This window comes from Sulfuritalea hydrogenivorans sk43H, assembly GCF_000828635.1.
GTDB classification, from domain to species: Bacteria; Pseudomonadota; Gammaproteobacteria; order Burkholderiales; family Rhodocyclaceae; genus Sulfuritalea; species Sulfuritalea hydrogenivorans.
The window spans coordinates 1,341,831-1,358,122 of record NZ_AP012547.1 but is presented as its reverse complement, the minus strand read 5'-3'; the positions used below and the strand labels follow the sequence as shown (position 1 = coordinate 1,358,122).

14 protein-coding genes and 1 CRISPR repeat array are annotated in these 16,292 nt (G+C 61.9%); of the genes, 9 read left to right on the top strand and 5 right to left on the bottom strand.

Annotated elements, in window-relative coordinates:
* Positions 1–190: 190 nt before the first annotated feature.
* The 4 genes from cas9 (at position 191) to SUTH_RS06540 (ending at position 6,303) form a co-directional block, all read left to right on the top strand.
* Complete coding sequence (cas9, locus tag SUTH_RS06555) at positions 191–3,631, top strand: type II CRISPR RNA-guided endonuclease Cas9 (protein ID WP_041098039.1); 3,441 nt, start codon at positions 191–193, stop codon at positions 3,629–3,631.
* Between the two features lie 4 nt (positions 3,632–3,635).
* Positions 3,636–4,520 carry a type II CRISPR-associated endonuclease Cas1 gene (cas1, locus tag SUTH_RS06550; RefSeq protein WP_052473823.1) on the top strand — a complete coding sequence of 295 codons (885 nt, stop codon included), beginning with the start codon at positions 3,636–3,638 and terminating at the stop codon, positions 4,518–4,520.
* Positions 4,521–4,545: 25 nt separating this feature from the next.
* Positions 4,546–4,854: a CRISPR-associated endonuclease Cas2 gene (cas2, locus tag SUTH_RS06545; protein ID WP_041098035.1), complete on the top strand. Its 309-nt coding sequence runs from the start codon at positions 4,546–4,548 to the stop codon at positions 4,852–4,854.
* A gap of 63 nt (positions 4,855–4,917) precedes the next feature.
* A CRISPR array of direct repeats spans positions 4,918–5,893; the repeat unit is 37 nt; unit sequence AATTGTAGCTATCCGGGGTGAGAGAGGGAGCTACAAC.
* Between the two features lie 212 nt (positions 5,894–6,105).
* Complete coding sequence (locus SUTH_RS06540; RefSeq protein WP_041098033.1) at positions 6,106–6,303, top strand: hypothetical protein; 198 nt, start codon at positions 6,106–6,108, stop codon at positions 6,301–6,303.
* Positions 6,304–6,330: 27 nt separating this feature from the next.
* Here SUTH_RS06540 and cysS read toward each other — a convergent pair whose 3' ends face one another.
* A complete protein-coding gene (gene cysS, locus SUTH_RS06535) occupies positions 6,331–7,701 on the bottom strand; it encodes a cysteine--tRNA ligase (protein WP_041098031.1) in 1,371 nt (456 codons plus the stop codon).
* 319 nt (positions 7,702–8,020) lie between these two features.
* Here cysS and SUTH_RS06530 point away from each other — a divergent pair, with 319 nt between their 5' ends.
* The 5 genes from SUTH_RS06530 to SUTH_RS06510 are packed head-to-tail and all read left to right on the top strand — an operon-like array spanning position 8,021 to position 12,246.
* Positions 8,021–9,088: a nuclear transport factor 2 family protein gene (locus tag SUTH_RS06530; protein ID WP_041098029.1), complete on the top strand. Its 1,068-nt coding sequence runs from the start codon at positions 8,021–8,023 to the stop codon at positions 9,086–9,088.
* Positions 9,088–10,332: a L,D-transpeptidase family protein gene (locus SUTH_RS06525; protein ID WP_084207284.1), complete on the top strand. Its 1,245-nt coding sequence runs from the start codon at positions 9,088–9,090 to the stop codon at positions 10,330–10,332. The genes SUTH_RS06530 and SUTH_RS06525 overlap by 1 nt, the downstream gene beginning before the upstream one ends.
* Positions 10,333–10,391: 59 nt before the next feature.
* The gene (locus tag SUTH_RS06520; RefSeq protein WP_052473358.1) at positions 10,392–10,973 is read left to right on the top strand and encodes a peptidylprolyl isomerase; all 582 of its coding nucleotides are present in this window, start codon (positions 10,392–10,394) and stop codon (positions 10,971–10,973) included.
* Positions 10,974–10,993: 20 nt separating this feature from the next.
* A complete protein-coding gene (locus SUTH_RS06515) occupies positions 10,994–11,482 on the top strand; it encodes a peptidylprolyl isomerase (protein ID WP_041098027.1) in 489 nt (162 codons plus the stop codon).
* A gap of 17 nt (positions 11,483–11,499) precedes the next feature.
* A complete protein-coding gene (locus SUTH_RS06510) occupies positions 11,500–12,246 on the top strand; it encodes a UDP-2,3-diacylglucosamine diphosphatase (protein ID WP_041098025.1) in 747 nt (248 codons plus the stop codon).
* Here the strand turns inward: SUTH_RS06510 and SUTH_RS06505 are convergent.
* The 4 genes from SUTH_RS06505 to SUTH_RS06490 form a co-directional block, all read right to left on the bottom strand.
* Positions 12,243–13,424 carry an O-succinylhomoserine sulfhydrylase gene (locus SUTH_RS06505; RefSeq protein ID WP_041098022.1) on the bottom strand — a complete coding sequence of 394 codons (1,182 nt, stop codon included), beginning with the start codon at positions 13,422–13,424 and terminating at the stop codon, positions 12,243–12,245. The two genes, SUTH_RS06510 and SUTH_RS06505, sit on opposite strands and share 4 nt — an antisense overlap.
* The gene (purF, locus tag SUTH_RS06500) at positions 13,421–14,962 is read right to left on the bottom strand and encodes an amidophosphoribosyltransferase (protein WP_041098020.1); all 1,542 of its coding nucleotides are present in this window, start codon (positions 14,960–14,962) and stop codon (positions 13,421–13,423) included. Before purF ends, SUTH_RS06505 begins: the two co-directional genes overlap by 4 nt.
* Before the next feature lie 118 nt (positions 14,963–15,080).
* Positions 15,081–15,572: a CvpA family protein gene (locus SUTH_RS06495; RefSeq protein ID WP_041098019.1), complete on the bottom strand. Its 492-nt coding sequence runs from the start codon at positions 15,570–15,572 to the stop codon at positions 15,081–15,083.
* Between the two features lie 4 nt (positions 15,573–15,576).
* Positions 15,577–16,290, bottom strand: a complete 714-nt coding sequence (locus tag SUTH_RS06490; protein WP_041098016.1) for an SPOR domain-containing protein — start codon at positions 16,288–16,290, stop codon at positions 15,577–15,579.
* Positions 16,291–16,292: the final 2 nt, after the last annotated feature.

The window sequence follows — 16,292 nt, the reverse complement described above, 5'->3', positions numbered from 1 at the left end:
CGCTGGCGGAAGGCGCCTGAACAAATGCCGATGGCAAACTTGACTTGCCCTCCGGCCATTCGACTCGCATAATGGAAAGGCCCGACGGGTTTCCCCGCCGGGCCTGGATACAGAATCTTTCGATTCTTTATTGTAGCAACGGCTCTCACCCCGGATAGCCACAACGGGGACGATTATGCGGGAGGAAACTATGTCAGGCAATACCCACGGCCCGTTGACCTTCGGCTTCGACATCGGCATCGCCTCGGTCGGCTGGTGTGTGCTCGGCGAAAACCGAATCGTCAATCTTGGTGTGCGCTGCTTCGACAAAGCCGAAACCGCGAAAGAAGGCGAATCGCTGAACCTCGCGCGACGCACCGCACGCCTGATGCGCCGCCGCCTGCGGCGTCGCGCATGGCGCCTGACCAAGCTAGCGCGACTACTCAAACGCGAAGGACTGATTGCCGAAGCTTCCCGGATACACATTCCCTCCCCGGTTTCGCCGTGGCGTTTGCGTGTCGAAGGAATTGACCGCCGCCTGACCGATGATGAATGGGCACGTGTCATCTATCACTTGTGCAAGCATCGCGGCTTCCACTGGATCAGCCGCGCCGAGGAGAGGAAAGCCGAAAGCGACGCCAAGGAAGGCGGCCGGGTCAAGAAGGGCTTATCCGATACGCAGCGGCGGATGACGGAAAAAGGCTACCGCAGCGCCGCCGAAATGGTGCTTGCCGAGTTCCCGGACGCCCAGCGCAACAAACAGGGCGACTACGGCAAGGCACTTTCCCGCATCCTGCTCAGCGACGAACTGGCATTGCTGTTCCGGCGCCAGCGCGAACTGGGCAACCCGAATGCCGGCAATGAACTCGAAGCCACCATCCTTGGCAACGGCAACCGCAAAAGCGGTTTGTTCTGGGAGCAGAAACCACCGCTCGCCGGCGCCGACTTGCTGAAGATGCTCGGTAGATGCACGTTCGAGAAAAATGAATACCGCGCCCCGAAAGCCAGCTTCACCGCCGAGCGCCATGTCTGGCTGACCCGGCTCAACAACCTACGGGTCGTCGTCGATGGCACGACACGGTCGCTCGACGACGCGGAGCACCGACTTGTCCTGCCCCTGCCCTACAAACAAGCCGGGGATTTCACCTACAAGCAATTGCGAACCGCTCTGACCAAGGCCGGTTTGTTGCCGGAAGGGTTCAAATTCGCTGGCCTGTCCTATCCGACCGGCAGACAACTCGACGACCCCAAAGCCAAAGACCCTGAAAGCGAAAAACTGGTCAGGCTGCCTGCCTGGCAGGAACTACGCAAAACACTCAAAGACAAAAATCTCGAAACCGAATGGGAAGGCATGGCGGGTGCGGCGACGGGCGGCAACCCCGAGCTGCTCGACGAAATCGCGCGCGTGCTTTCCGTCTTCAAGGACGGGGATGAAGTCACCGCCGAGTTGTGGAAGCTGCCCTTGCCCGGCGGCAAAGCGATGATCGACGCGCTGAGCGAAATCAGTTTCGACAAGTTCCATGCGCTGTCGCTCAAAGCGTTGCGCAAGATCGTCCCGCACATGGAATCCGGCCTGCGCTACGACGAAGCCTGCGCGGTCGCCGGCTACCACCACAGCCAGTTGCACGCCGCCGGCGCGGGAGAACACAAGTTTCTGCCACCGTTCTATTCCCGTCGCGACAAGGATGGCCGGATGGTGTTCAACGAGGAACTCGACGTGCCCCGCAACCCGGTCGTGCTGCGCGCGCTCAACCAGGCCCGAAAAGTGCTGAATGCCCTGGTGCGTACTTACGGCTCGCCAACCGCCGTGCACATCGAGATGGCGCGCGACCTTTCTCGTCCGCTCGATGAACGCAACAAGGTCAAGAAAGCGCAGGACGAATACCGCGAGCGCAACGAAAAGGACAAGGCTGCGTTCGCCGCCGAATACGGCATTGCCCCCAAGAGCCGGGAGTTCGAAAAGTTCCAGCTCTACCGCGAGCAGCAAGGAAAATGTGCCTACTCGCTCAAGTCACTCGATCTGCATCGCGTGCTGCACGACATCGGCTATGCCGAAGTCGACCATGCACTGCCCTACTCTCGCAGCTACGACGACAGCAAGAACAACAAGGTGCTGGCACTGACCGAGGAAAACCGCAACAAGGGCAATCGCACCGCCTACGAATACCTGACTTCATTCCCCGGTGGCGAGAACGGCGAACGCTGGCGCAACTTTTCGGTCGCCGTCGAAACGAACAAGGCTTACCGCCTCGCCAAGCGCACGCGCCTGTTGCGCAAGGACTTCTCAGGTCGTGCCGCCGAGGAGTTCCGCGAACGGAATCTCAACGACACGCGCTACATCTGCCGCTTCTTCAAGAACACCGTCGAACGCTTCCTGAAGCTGGATGCAAAAGTCGGCGCTGGCGATACGGCGGAAATCTCTGCCAAGCGCTGCGTGGTGCTGAGCGGCCAGACCACCGCTTTTCTGCGAGCACGCTGGGGACTGCTCAAGGTTCGCGGGAACAGCGACCGCCATCACGCCCTCGATGCCGCCGTGGTCGCCGCGTGCAGCCACGGCATGGTGAAACGGCTTGGCGACTATTCGCGCACCAAGGAACTGGCCAAGGTGCACGACGGCTTTCCCGACCCGGAAACCGGCGAAATCATCGATCCAGTCATGTTCCAGCAACTGCATGCCCATTTTCCCGACCCGTGGCCGCATTTCCGCGCGGAGCTTGAAGCGCGGCTGAATGTTGACGATACCGCCGACTTGCGCGCGCGCATGGAGTTGTTCGGCACCTATGCACCTGAAGCACTGGAAACCTTGCGCCCGCTGTTTGTCTCACGCGCGCCACAGCGGCGCAATAGCGGCGCTGCGCACAAGGACACTATCTACGCCCAGCCGGAACGGCTCAAGGAACAAGGCGGCGTCACACAGAAGGTGCCGCTCACCAGCCTGACATTGAAGGACCTGGACAAACTGATCGACCCGCACCGAAACGAGAAGCTCTACGCGGCTATTCGTGCCCGACTGGAGGCGCATGGCGGCAAGGCCGACAAGGCTTTCCCGGCGGGCAATCCTCTACGCAAGCCCGACCGCGAAGGCAATCCAACAGGCCCGGTCGTGCGAACCGTCACGATGGTGATCGACAAGCTATCCGGCATTCCGGTGCGAGGCGGCATCGCGAAGAATGACACCATGCTGCGAGTGGACATCTTCCGCCACAAGAAGGACGGCAAGTTCCATCTGGTACCGGTGTATGTGTATCACGCAGTGGCGAAGGAATTTCCGAATCGAGCGATTGTTCAGGCAAAGGATGAAGATGAGTGGACGCTGATTGATGACAAGTTCGACTTCTGTTTTTCAGCTCATCCGAACGATCTACTCAAAATTACGCAAAAATCTGGTGAAACCATCTTTGGCTATTACCGGGGATGCCATTCAGGAACAGCAGCAATCAATATCGCCCTGCATGATCGATATGCCTACGCCGAGAAGACAACCAGCCTTGCCTTCTCGAAGAAAAATCCTGGCAAACCGATACCGAACGACAAGCTCGGCCTCATCGAAGGGATCGGGGTAAAGATGGCAGCGAACATGGAGAAATTCCACGTCGACACCCTCGGCAACATCTACCCCGCTCCACCGGAGCAGCGCCGTGGTCTGGCGTAGCGTCATGATCTCCAGCCCCGCCAAACTGAGGCGGGAGCATTTTTCGCTGGCCATCGAGCAGGAACAAACGGCGTTCGTGCCTTTCGAGGACATCGCCGTCATCGTCCTCAACCACCGCGAGATCACCCTTACCCATCCGGTGCTCTCGGCCTGTGCCGAATACGGCATCGGCCTCTATGCCACCGGCAGCAATCACCAGCCGGCTGGCGTGTTCCTGCCCTTCCTGTCTCACTCGCGCACCACGCGCATGATGCGCCTGCAACTCAAGATCGCCAAACCGACCGCCAAGCAGACTTGGGCCGGCATCGTCCGCCGCAAAATCGAAAATCAGGCCGCGTGCCTCAAGCTTGGCGGCAAGAAGGGTACGGACCGGCTCGCGTCCTATGCTCGCCGGGTTCGCTCGGGCGATCCCGACAACATGGAGGCCCAGGCCGCCGCCTTTTACTTCGCGCAACTCTTTGGTCAGGATTTCCACCGCGCCGAAGAGCGTTGGACCAATGCCGCTCTGGATTACGGCTATGCGGTGTTGCGCGGCGCAATCGCACGCGGCCTTGTGGCGCATGGCCTGCATCCCACGGTCGGCCTGTTCCATGACAGCGAACAGAATGCCTTCAATCTTGCCGATGACTTGATCGAGCCCTTTCGCCCGCTGGTTGATCTGCACGTCACCAAGCATGCAGCCATGACCGAGGGCGACCTGATCCCGGCCGACAAACAAGCGCTGGTGGCGCTGCTCAATATCGACGTCGCCATGCCGCAGGGGCGCATGTCGGTACTGTCCGCGATCGAATACGTGGTGGAAAGCCTGGTGCGCGCCTACGAGGGCGACACGAAGGACCTCGACCTGCCCGGCCTGATCGGCTTGCAGCCGCACCGGCTGGAGCATTGATGTGGGCGTCGAGACGAGGCGATACATGCGCTTGCTCGTCTTCTTCGATCTTCCGATGGTAACCAAGGCCGAAAAACGCGCCTACGTCCAGTTCCGTCGCTTCCTGCTCAATGACGGCTACGACATGATCCAGTGGTCGGTCTATGGCCGCATCCTGAACGGACGTGACGCTGAGACAAAGCACCTTGCGCGGCTTGTGGAAAGCCTTCCGCCAGAGGGCTCCATACGCTGTATGACCGTGACCGAGAAGCAATATGCCGGCATGCGCCTGCTGGTCGGCCTGCCGCTGTTTCAGGAAAAAAAGGTCGCGGCATCCCAAATGCTGCTCTTCTGAATCCAAAATCAAAAAGAAAAATCCCCGCCCGGCATAGACCGGGTGGGGATCAAGGTTCAGCCAAATTGTAGCTATCCGGGGTGAGAGAGGGAGCTACAACCCTGCGAGTATCCGCTGGATGTCTTCAACTAATTGTAGCTATCCGGGGTGAGAGAGGGAGCTACAACGAGGTGGCCAGCGGGGCGGCTTACGAGGGTAATTGTAGCTATCCGGGGTGAGAGAGGGAGCTACAACCGTCGCTGAACGCGACCATGGAGGAATTCGAATTGTAGCTATCCGGGGTGAGAGAGGGAGCTACAACCGTTTTATTTCGGGGGCAGAGTGCAAGCATAATTGTAGCTATCCGGGGTGAGAGAGGGAGCTACAACTAGACGAACGCGATAAGCCCGATAACAAAGAATTGTAGCTATCCGGGGTGAGAGAGGGAGCTACAACCTTTGTCTGCCGCACAATTATTCGCAACGCAATTGTAGCTATCCGGGGTGAGAGAGGGAGCTACAACCCACGATGCAGCAGGTATCCAAGGATTCGCAATTGTAGCTATCCGGGGTGAGAGAGGGAGCTACAACAAGAACTCGGAGAGGATGCTATCTACAGCGTAATTGTAGCTATCCGGGGTGAGAGAGGGAGCTACAACCGTTCTTCCAGTTTGCTTCTCTCTGGTTTGAATTGTAGCTATCCGGGGTGAGAGAGGGAGCTACAACACGTTCGGCGCGACTTCTTCAAGCTCGGCGAATTGTAGCTATCCGGGGTGAGAGAGGGAGCTACAACAGAGATGAACGCAATTGCTTGTCGATTTGCAATTGTAGCTATCCGGGGTGAGAGAGGGAGCTACAACCCCGCGTTGCCTTGGCCGCACTGCGCGTTAAATTGTAGCTATCCGGGGTGAGAGAGGGAGCTACAACGGACCACGCCACCGGGGCGCGATACGAGCAAATTGTAGCTATCCGGGGTGAGAGAGGGAGCTACAACTGCACGAGCGCGAGGACGTTGTTGATGGCGAATTGTAGCTATCCGGGGTGAGAGAGGGAGCTACAACCTCGTGGCTGGAGGCCGCGCAAAAACGCGCAGCCCCCAGCCACGAGGTTCCTGCTTCGCAGGGTCTGCAGGAATCGGGGCAAGTGGGCCGTAACGGCCAAAGACCGCCAAAACTACAGAATTACCCTTCTTTTCAATGTATTAATCACATGAAAAACACTTAAGGCAGCGCGACGCGTGCCGTTATATGGGTCATGACGGAGGGATTCGATCATGACAATTGATACCGTACAGCCCACTCTCAGTGTCCAGGCGGTGCATCCCAGGCAGGATGCCAAGGAGCAATCCGGCCGCGAATCCCGCCGCAATGGCAAGTCAGGCCAGCCCGAGGAAGAGCGGCAGGATCAGGAACAGACTTTCCTGAACGTCATGGGACAAGTCACCGGCAAGACCATCAATATCACCGCCTGAACGCATCCGGCGGCGGGGGATACCTGATCAGGCCCGGCGCCAGGTCGTTCCCTGCGGCCCATCCTCCAGCACGATGCCGGCCGCCTTGAGTTCATCGCGGATGCGGTCGGATTCGGCAAAGTTCTTCGCCTTCTTCGCCGTGGCGCGGGCGCCGACTTTCGCCTCGATCTCCGCGTTGCTCAAACCACCTTCGGGCGCGGCCTGGAGGAAGCCTTGCGGGTCGCGCTGGAGCAGGCCGAGCACGCCACCCAGCGCCTTGAGCTGCCCGGCCAGCGCCGCTTCGCCGCGATTCACGGCGCTCGCCAGATCGAACAGCACGGCCATCGCTTCCGGCGTGCCGAAGTCGTCGTCCAGCGCGGCCTTGAAACGCACGGCATGGGCTTCGCTCCAGTCCACCGCCGCCTCGCCGGCGAAGCTCTTGAGCGCCGTGTAAAGCCGGGTCAATGCGTGCCGCGCGTCGTCGAGATGGACGTCCGAATAGTTGAGCGGGCTTCGATAGTGGGCGCGCAGGATGAAGAAGCGCACCACCTCGGCGTCGTACTGTTTCAGCACTTCGCGGATGGTGAAGAAGTTGCCCAGCGACTTGGACATCTTTTCGTCATCGACCCGCACGAAACCGTTGTGCATCCAGTAATTCACGTACTGGCACTGGTGGGCGCCTTCGGACTGGGCGATCTCGTTTTCGTGATGCGGAAACTGGAGGTCCTGGCCACCACCGTGGATGTCGAAATGCCGGCCGAGCAGTTCCGATCCCATGGCCGAGCACTCGATGTGCCAGCCCGGCCGGCCCGGACCCCAGGGCGAGGGCCATTTCACTTCGGCGGGTTCGTCGTCCCGCGCGTGCTTCCACAGCACGAAATCGAGCGGATCATGCTTGCCGGCCATGACATCGACCCGCTCGCCGGCGCGCAGGTCTTCCAGCGACTTGCCGGAAAGCTTGCCGTAGCCGTCGAACTTGCGCACCGAGTAACAGACGTCGTTGCTCCCGGCGACATAGGCATAGCCCTGTTTTTCCAGCGTGCCGATCATGTCCAGCATCTGCGCCACGAACTCGGTGGCGCGCGGCTCGGCGTCGGGACGCAGCACGCCCAGCGCGCCGGCATCCTCGTTCATCGCCGCGATGAAACGGTCGGTGAGTTGCCGGATGGTTTCGCCGTTTTCCTGCGCGCGGCGGATGATCTTGTCGTCGATGTCGGTGATGTTGCGCACGTATTTCACTTCGTAGCCGCTGGCCCGCAGCCATCTCGCCACCATGTCGAACACCACCAGCACGCGGGCATGCCCGAGGTGGCAGAAGTCATACACCGTCATGCCGCAGACGTACATGTTGACGCGGCCGGGCTCGATGGGAACGAAGACCTGCTTTTCGCGGGCCAGGGTGTTGTAGATCTTCAGCATGGCGGAAAAAATATGGGTGCAGTGGAAGCCAAGGTCGGCATTCTATCGGCGCCGGTATGGCGGCCGTAACAAAAATCACCGAAACGGCGGGTTTAAGCAAAAAAATGGGTACGAAAGGCCGGCATTATCGGCCCATTCATCAAACGCTTCAGGTTGTGGGACAGGGGGGCTTCTTGTTAGAATCCGAGGCTGAATCCAGCATGGTTTGTCCCCGCGAAATTCATTTTAGTCACGACCGCTACGCTTAACGCCGACAAAGCCGACGTTACTCCACTGAAACTTCGTTTACGGGCAACCGTCAAAGAAAAGTCCATACACCATGACCCAAATCCGCCTCAATGCCGCCCGCCTGCTGGCATCTGCCATGTCCATCGCCCTTCTGGCACTGGCGCCCGCCGCCCACGCCGACGCCCTGCAGGACATCAGCAAGCTGGTCAAGCAGGGGCAGCACGCCCAGGCGCTGGAACAGGTGGACAAGTATCTGGCAGGCAAGCCGAAGGACGCCCAGGGCCGCTTTCTCAAGGGCATCGTGCTGACCGAGATGAACAAGCCGAACGAGGCGATCGCCATCTTCTCCAAGCTGACCGAGGATTTCCCGGAACTGCCCGAGCCCTACAACAACCTCGCCGTTATCTACGCCCAGCAGAAGCAGTACGACAAGGCCAAGCAGGCGCTGGAAATGGCCATCCGCACCCATCCCTCCTACGCCACCGCCCACGAGAACCTCGGCGACATCTATGCGCGGCTCGCCAGCCAGGCCTATGACAAGGCGCTGCAGATCGATTCGTCGAACTCCAGCGCGCAGAACAAGCTGGCCCTGATTCGCGACCTGATGAGCACGGCCAACCGCCCCGGCAAGGTCACCAAGCCGGTTGCCGAGGTACGCCCGCCCGAACCCGTGAAGATTGCCGAAGCGCCCAAGCCGGCCGCACCCGGAACGGCCGCACCCGCAACCGCCGCCCCCGCCACCCCGGCCGCGGTGCCTGTCGCCTCCCCGGCCAAGCCGGTCGAAGCCCCCAAGCCGGCCGTGGCGAAAGCCGCCGGCGACGCCAATGCCGAAATTACCAAGGCGATCGACCTGTGGGCCGCCGCCTGGTCGCGCAAGGACGTGAAGGCTTATCTCGCCGCCTACGCCCGCGACTTCAAGACCCCGTCCGGCGAATCGCGTTCGGCATGGGATGCCGAACGGCAGAAGCGCATCGCCAAGCCGGGCGCCATCCAGGTCAGCTATGAGAACCTGCGCATCGCCGTCGATGGCGAAACCGCCACGGTGAAATTCCGCCAGCATTACAAGTCGGCGTCGCTCAAGACCTCCAGCAACAAGGTGCTGCTGATGGGCAAGCGCGACGGCAAGTGGCAGATCCTGCAGGAGCGGGTCGGTAGCTGATGGCCGGCCTGTCGCGCTCACTGGCGATTGCCACGGCCTGCGGCCTGCTGCTTGCGGCAGGCACGGTCGGCGCTGCCGGCAAGGCGCCCAAGCATCTCAAGAAGGACGCCGGCGGCCCGGCGGTCGAGGCGATCTATACCGATTCGGGACCGGAGCCGCTGCTGGCCAAAGTATTCGACGCCATCGAGGCCAACCGGCTCGACGTCGCCATGCAGCAGACGGAAATGCTGATCAAGGCCTATCCGAATTTCCGCCTGGCACATCTGGTCAAGGGCGATCTGCTGCTGGCCCGTTCGCGCCCCCTGATGTCCTTTGGCGAGGGCGGCGGACCGGCGGCGGGAGAAAAGATCGCCGACCTGCGCGACGAAGCCATCGTCCGCCTCAAGGGCTACCGCACCAAGCCCCCGGCTGACTACGTGCCGCGCTACCTGCTGCAGATGCACCCGGAGCAGAAGCATGCGGTGGTGGTGGATACGCAGAAATCGCGGCTCTATCTCTACCAGAATGACAACGGCACGCCGCGCTTCATCGCCGACTACTACATTTCGCAAGGCAAGCTCGGCGCCGAAAAAGCCCGCGAAGGCGACAAGAAGACGCCGATCGGCGTCTATCACGTCACCTCCAGCCTGCCGCGCCAGAAGCTGACCGACTTCTACGGCAGCGGCGCCTTCCCCATCAACTATCCCAACGACTGGGACAAGCGCCAGGGGCGAAACGGCCACGGCATCTGGCTGCACGGCACGCCGTCCGACACCTTCTCGCGGCCGCCGAAGGCCTCCGACGGCTGCGTGGTGCTGGCCAACCAGGATCTCGACAGCCTGTCGAAAAGCCTGCAGGTCGGCCTCACGCCGGTCATCATCAGCAACAGCATCGAATGGCTTTCACTCGACGACTGGCAGAACGAACGCAGCTCGCTGCTCAAGGTGATCGAGGAATGGCGGCAGGACTGGGAAAGCCGCGACGTCGGCCACTACGCGCGGCATTACTCGCACAAGTTCAATGCCGACGGCCAGACCTACCAGGGCTGGGTCGAACAGAAGCGCAAGGTCAATGCCGGCAAGAGCTGGATCAAGGTCGGCACCGGCAACATCAGCATGTTCCGCAATCCCGGCAAGGAAGAACACGTCGTCGTTACCTTCGAACAGGATTACCGCTCCAGCAATCTTTCGAACCAGATGAAGAAGCGCCAGTACTGGATCAAGGAAGGCGGCCACTGGAAGATCGTTTTCGAAGGCGCCGCGTAAGAATTCGCGTCCCGCGCACGTTTCACATTCCCCATTCACGTTCAAACCCCGGAGGCTCCATGCATCGCCTGTTTCTTTTTGTCTTTGCGCTTTTGTTCGGCATCGCTGCGCATGCCGCCAACCCCATGCTTGAGGTGAAGACCTCGCAGGGCACGCTGACCATCGAGCTGTATCAGGACAAGGCGCCGAAAACCGTGGAGAACTTCCTGCAATACGCCAAGGATGGCTTCTTCAACGGCACCATCTTCCACCGCGTGATTCCGGGCTTCATGATCCAGGGCGGCGGCTTCACGCCGGACATGAAGCAGAAGGAAACCCGCGCCAACATCCAGAACGAAGCCAAGAACGGGCTGAAGAACGAAACCGGCACGCTGGCCATGGCACGCACCATGGACCCGCATTCCGCCAGCGCGCAGTTCTTCATCAATCTCAAGGACAACAGCTTTCTCGATTACCCGGGACGCGACGGCTGGGGCTACGCCGTCTTCGGCAAGGTCGTGCAAGGCTTCGACGTAGTGCAGAAAATCGCCACGGTGCAGACGACAAACGCCGGCCCGCACCAGAACGTGCCGGCCACGCCGATCCTGATTGAATCCGTCAAGCTGCTGCCCGCACCGGTTCCGGCTCCGGCCAAAAAATAATCCACACAGGACGACACACCATGATCAAGCTCACCACCAGCCTCGGCGCCATCACGCTCGAACTCGACGCCGAAAAGGCGCCCAAGAGCGCCGCCAACTTTCTCGCCTACGTCGAGTCCGGCCACTACGACAACACGATTTTCCATCGCGTGATCGACGGCTTCATGATCCAGGGCGGCGGCTTCGAGCCGGGCATGGACCAGAAACCGGTCCGCGACCCGATCGAGAACGAAGCCAGGAACGGACTGCGCAACGAGCGCTACACCGTCGCCATGGCGCGCACCAGCGACCCGCACTCGGCCACTGCGCAGTTTTTCATCAACGTCGGCGACAACGACTTCCTCGACAATGACAAATGCCAGGATGGCTGGGGCTATTGCGTCTTCGGCCGCGTCGTCGAAGGCCAGGATGTGGTGGACAAGATCAAGTCGGTGAAGACCGGCAACAAGGGCTTCCACCAGAACGTGCCCGCCGAAGACGTCGTCATCGAGCGCGCCGAAGTCGTCTGATAGCCCGGCGCGGTTCCATGCTGACCATCGCCGGAACCGCCCGCTTCATTTCCGACCTGCACCTGCGGGCCGAACGGCCCGACCTGACCGCGCGCTTCGCGGCCTTTCTGGCCGATACCGCCGCGGCAAAGATCGAAGCCCTGTTCATCCTCGGCGATCTGTTCGAATACTGGATCGGTGACGACGACCTGGCCGATCCGTTCAATGCGCAAGTCTGCAAACTGCTGCGTGACCTGGCGGACCGGGGTACGCGGATATATTTCATCGCCGGCAACCGCGACTTCCTGATCGGCGGGACCTTCGCCGCCGCCGCCGGCATGCGCCTGCTCAGCGACGTCGAGACAGTCGGCGCTGGCGGTACGGCGACTTTGCTGATGCATGGTGATACCGTGTGTACGGACGACATTCCCTATCAGGAGTTCCGGCGCATGGTGCGGTCGCCGGACTGGCAGCGGACGTTTCTTGCCCGCCCCCTGGCAGAACGCCGTGCCGAAGTGGAAAACCTGCGCCGCCGCAGCGCAGAGGCAATGCAGGGCAAGACGGCCGCAATCATGGATGCCAACAATGCCTCGATACGCGAGGCACTGACGGCCCACGGCTGCACCCGGCTGATCCACGGCCACACGCACCGGCCCGGACACGAGGTGATTCAGTTGGCGTCCGGCAACGCTGAACGCTGGGTGCTTTCCGATTGGGATACCGGACGCGGTGACGCCTTGGAAATCGACGCGGCCGGCATCCGCCGCATCGACCTGTCGGCCTAGACCAATCCCCGCGCCAGGTCGGCCTTCAGGTCGGCCGGACTCTCCAGCCCGACCGCAATTCGCAACAAGCCCTCGCCTATGCCCGACGCCGCCCGCGCTTCGGCGGTGATGCGTCCGTGCGTGGTAGAGGCTGGATGCGTGATGGTGGTCTTGGTGTCGCCCAGGTTGGCGGTGATCGACAGCAGGCGGCAGTTGTCCACCACCCGCCATGCGGCCTCACGCCCCCCCTTGACCTCGAACGAGACGATGGCGCCGCCGCTGGCCTGCTGGCGCATCGCCAGCACATGCTGCGGATGCGAGGCCAGTCCGGGGTAATGGACGCGTGCCACCTGCGGCTGGGCTTCGAGCCATTGTGCGAGTTCGAGCGCATTCGCCGATTGCGCCTTCATGCGCACCGACAAGGTTTCCAGACCCTTGAGAATCACCCACGCATTGAACGGCGACAAGGTCGGCCCGGCGGTGCGCAGGAACTTGAAAACTTCATCGGTCAGTGGTTTGGAGCCGCAAACCGCGCCGCCCAGCACCCGGCCTTGCCCGTCCAGATACTTGGTGGCGGAATGAATCACCAGATCGGCACCCAGTTCAAGGGGACGCTGCAACGCCGGCGTGCAGAAGCAGTTGTCCACCACCAGCAGCGCGCCCGCGGTGTGCGCCACTTCGGCCAACGCGGCGATGTCGAAGACTTCGGTCAGGGGGTTCGACGGCGTCTCGATGAAGACCAGCTTCGTGGTCGGGCGCAGCGCGGCGCGGAAGGCCTCGACGCTGCCCTGATCGACGAACGCGGTCTCCACGCCGAAGCGCGGCAGGATGGTGCCGAACAGTTGCTGCGTGGCGCCGAAGATGCTGCGCGAGGCGACGATATGCTCGCCCGATTTCATCAGCGCCATTACCGTGGACAGGATCGCCGCCATGCCGGTGGCGGTGGCGACGCAGGCCTCGGCGCCTTCCAGCGCCGCCAGGCGCTCCTGCATGGTAGTGACGGTGGGATTGGTGAAGCGGGCATAGACGTTACCCGGCTCCTCTCCCGAGAAACGTGCCGCCGCCTGCGCTGCGTTTTCGAAGACGAAGCTGGAGGTGAGGTAGAGCGCCTCCGAGTGTTCGTTGAACTGGCTGCGTTCCTGCCCGGCGCGTACCGCAAGCGTGTCGAAGGACCAGCCCGGATTGTCCGGCACGCTCATCCCGCCTGCACCAGGTTCAGGTCGAGTTGTTCTCCATCCGGCCCGTCGAAGCCGTCCTGGTCATCCGACGCCGGCAGCGGCGGCTGGGAACGCTTGTGCTCCATGTTCTGCAGGTAGGTCGCGGTGACATCGCCGGTGATGTAGCTGCCGTCGAAACAGGAAGTCTCGAACTGGGTCACCGCGGGATTGATGGCGCGCACTGCCGCCTTGAGGTCGTCGAGATCCTGGTAGATCAGTGCGTCGGCACCGATCTCGCGGCAGATTTCCTCGTCATTGCGGAAGGCGGCGATCAGCTCGCTGCGCGTCGGCATGTCGATGCCATAGACATTGGCAAAACGCACCGGCGGCGAGGCGGAAGCGAAATAAACCTTCTTCGCCCCGGCTTCGCGCGCCATCATGATGATCTCGCGACTGGTGGTGCCGCGCACGATGGAATCGTCGACCAGCAGCACGTTGCGTCCCTTGAATTCCTGGCTGATGGCGTTGAGCTTCTGCCGCACGGATTTGCGCCGCGTGGCCTGCCCCGGCATGATGAAGGTGCGCCCGATGTAGCGGTTCTTGACGAAGCCCTCGCGATACGGAAGCTTGAGGCGCGCCGCCAGCTCCATCGCCGAATGGCGGCTGGAATCGGGAATCGGGATCACTGCGTCGATCGCCAGATTCGGCATGGTCAGGCGGATCTTGTCGGCAAGGAAGTCGCCCATCTTGGCCCGCGTCTCATACACCGATATTCCGTCCATCACGGAATCCGGACGCGCCAGGTAGACGTACTCGAACATGCAGGGCGCATGCAGCGTGCGTTCGGCGCACTGCCGGCTGACGAAGTTGCCGCGCATGTCGATCAGCACCGCCTCGCCCGGTTCGACGTCGCGCAGCATCTTGAAGCCCAGCGTGTCGATCGCCACGCTCTCGGAGGCGACCATGTATTCCATGCCTTCGGATGTTTCGTTGCGGCCCATCACCAGCGGGCGAATGCCGTAGGGATCGCGGAAGGCCAGCAGGCCGTAGCCGGCGATCATCGCCACCACGGCGTAGGCACCCTTGACGCGGCGATGCACGCCGGCCACCGCCTTGAAAATGGTCTCGGCGTCCACCTGATACTTGGTCGACGCGGCCTGCAATTCGTGCGCCAGCACGTTGAGCAGCACCTCCGAATCGGAGTTGGTGTTCATGTGGCGCAGGTCCTGCAGGAACATGTCCTGCTTCAGCTGGTCGGCATTGGTCAGGTTGCCGTTGTGCGCCAGCATCAGGCCGAAGGGCGAATTGACATAGAAGGGCTGCGCCTCGGCGGCGTTGTCGGCCGAACCGGCGGTGGGATAACGGCAATGGCCGATGCCCCAGTTGCCCATCAGGCTGCGCATGTTGCGGGTGCGGAAAACATCGCGCACCAGACCGGAACCCTTGTGCATGTGGAAGCGCCCGCCCTCCGCCGTGGCGATGCCGGCGGCATCCTGGCCGCGGTGCTGGAGCACCTGCAAGCCGTCGTAGAGCAACTGATTCACCGGCGTGGTGGCCACCACACCCAGAATTCCGCACATGGTCCTTCTCCGCAGGGCCGCCCCAAGGAGGAGCGGCCAAAACATGAAGCGGGCAACGCCCGCGAACAATTATCGTCCCCTTCCCCGGGAAGGGGGAAGGGGGGATGGTCATCTTCCTCTATCGAAACCGAATCCGTTTTGCCGCTTCCGCCGGCAACCAGGGCTTTGCCGCGATCACCGCGGTTTCCAGCGGCGGCGCCAGCATCGCGTCGCGCCACCAGTCAGTTTTTGGCAGCGGCGTCATGCCCGCCACCAGTACTGCCACCCACACCACCAACACGCCGCGCAAGACACCAAAAGCGGCACCCAGCAAGCGATCCAGCAAACCCAAACCCACCGCCTTCAGCATCAGCGAAATAATCATGCGCGCTATTGCGAAGACCAGCAAGACACCGACAAAAATCAACACATACGCCGCCGCCAGCCGCATGCCGGGTTCGGCAATCTGTCCGGTCAGCCAGTCCGCCACCTGCGAGCCTTGCGCACGGGCCACCAGAAACGCCACCACCCACGCCGCCAGCGCCAGTATCTCGCTGACCACGCCACGCCACAAGCCCAACAGCACCGACGCCGCAATTACCGTCAGCACGGCGTAATCGAACGCGGTCATCGCCCTACTTTGGTGCGACCGGGCCGTCTACGCCGATGATCTTGATTCTCGCGCGAGCCTTTTCGGCCGCATCCTGACTGGCGAAGGGCCCAGCCCGAACACGGGTGCGCGGCCCTTGCGGCGAGTCGAACTTTTCCGTGTACGCCGGCACGCCGATACCCTTCAGCTTGGACAACAACACTTTGACGTTGCCCGCTTCCTTGTAAGCGCCCAACTGAACCACCCACTGGCCGGACGCATCGACAGCCGGCTTGGCCTCCGTGCTCGTCTTGGTCGCCGGTTTTTCAACTGTTTCGGCCTTCTTCTCGGGCGCGGCCGGCTTTTCCACGGGCTTTTCCGCGGGTTTTGCGACCGGCATGACTGCCGCTGCGGGGGCTGGCTTGGTGTTTGCAGCGGGGGCTGCCGCAGCGGGAACTGCGGCAGCCGGTTCGGGCTTCGCAGGGACTTCGGGTTTCTGTTCCGCCGCCGGTTTCGACTCGGGCGCGGGCATGGGCGTCGCTGCGGGCTTGCCGGGAATGACCCTCGACGCGAGTCCGGTCGAATCCTGGCTGGGGATGCGCACCTGGATATCCTGGCTCAAGGGACGCGGCTCGCGATCCATGACCATCGGCAGGATGATGACCGCAAACAGCGCCAGCGCGACGGCGCCGACCAGCCGGCGGCGAGCGCGCTTCTTCAGTTGCAAATCTGCGTCCGGCGAGGTGTCTTGTTCCGCCATCG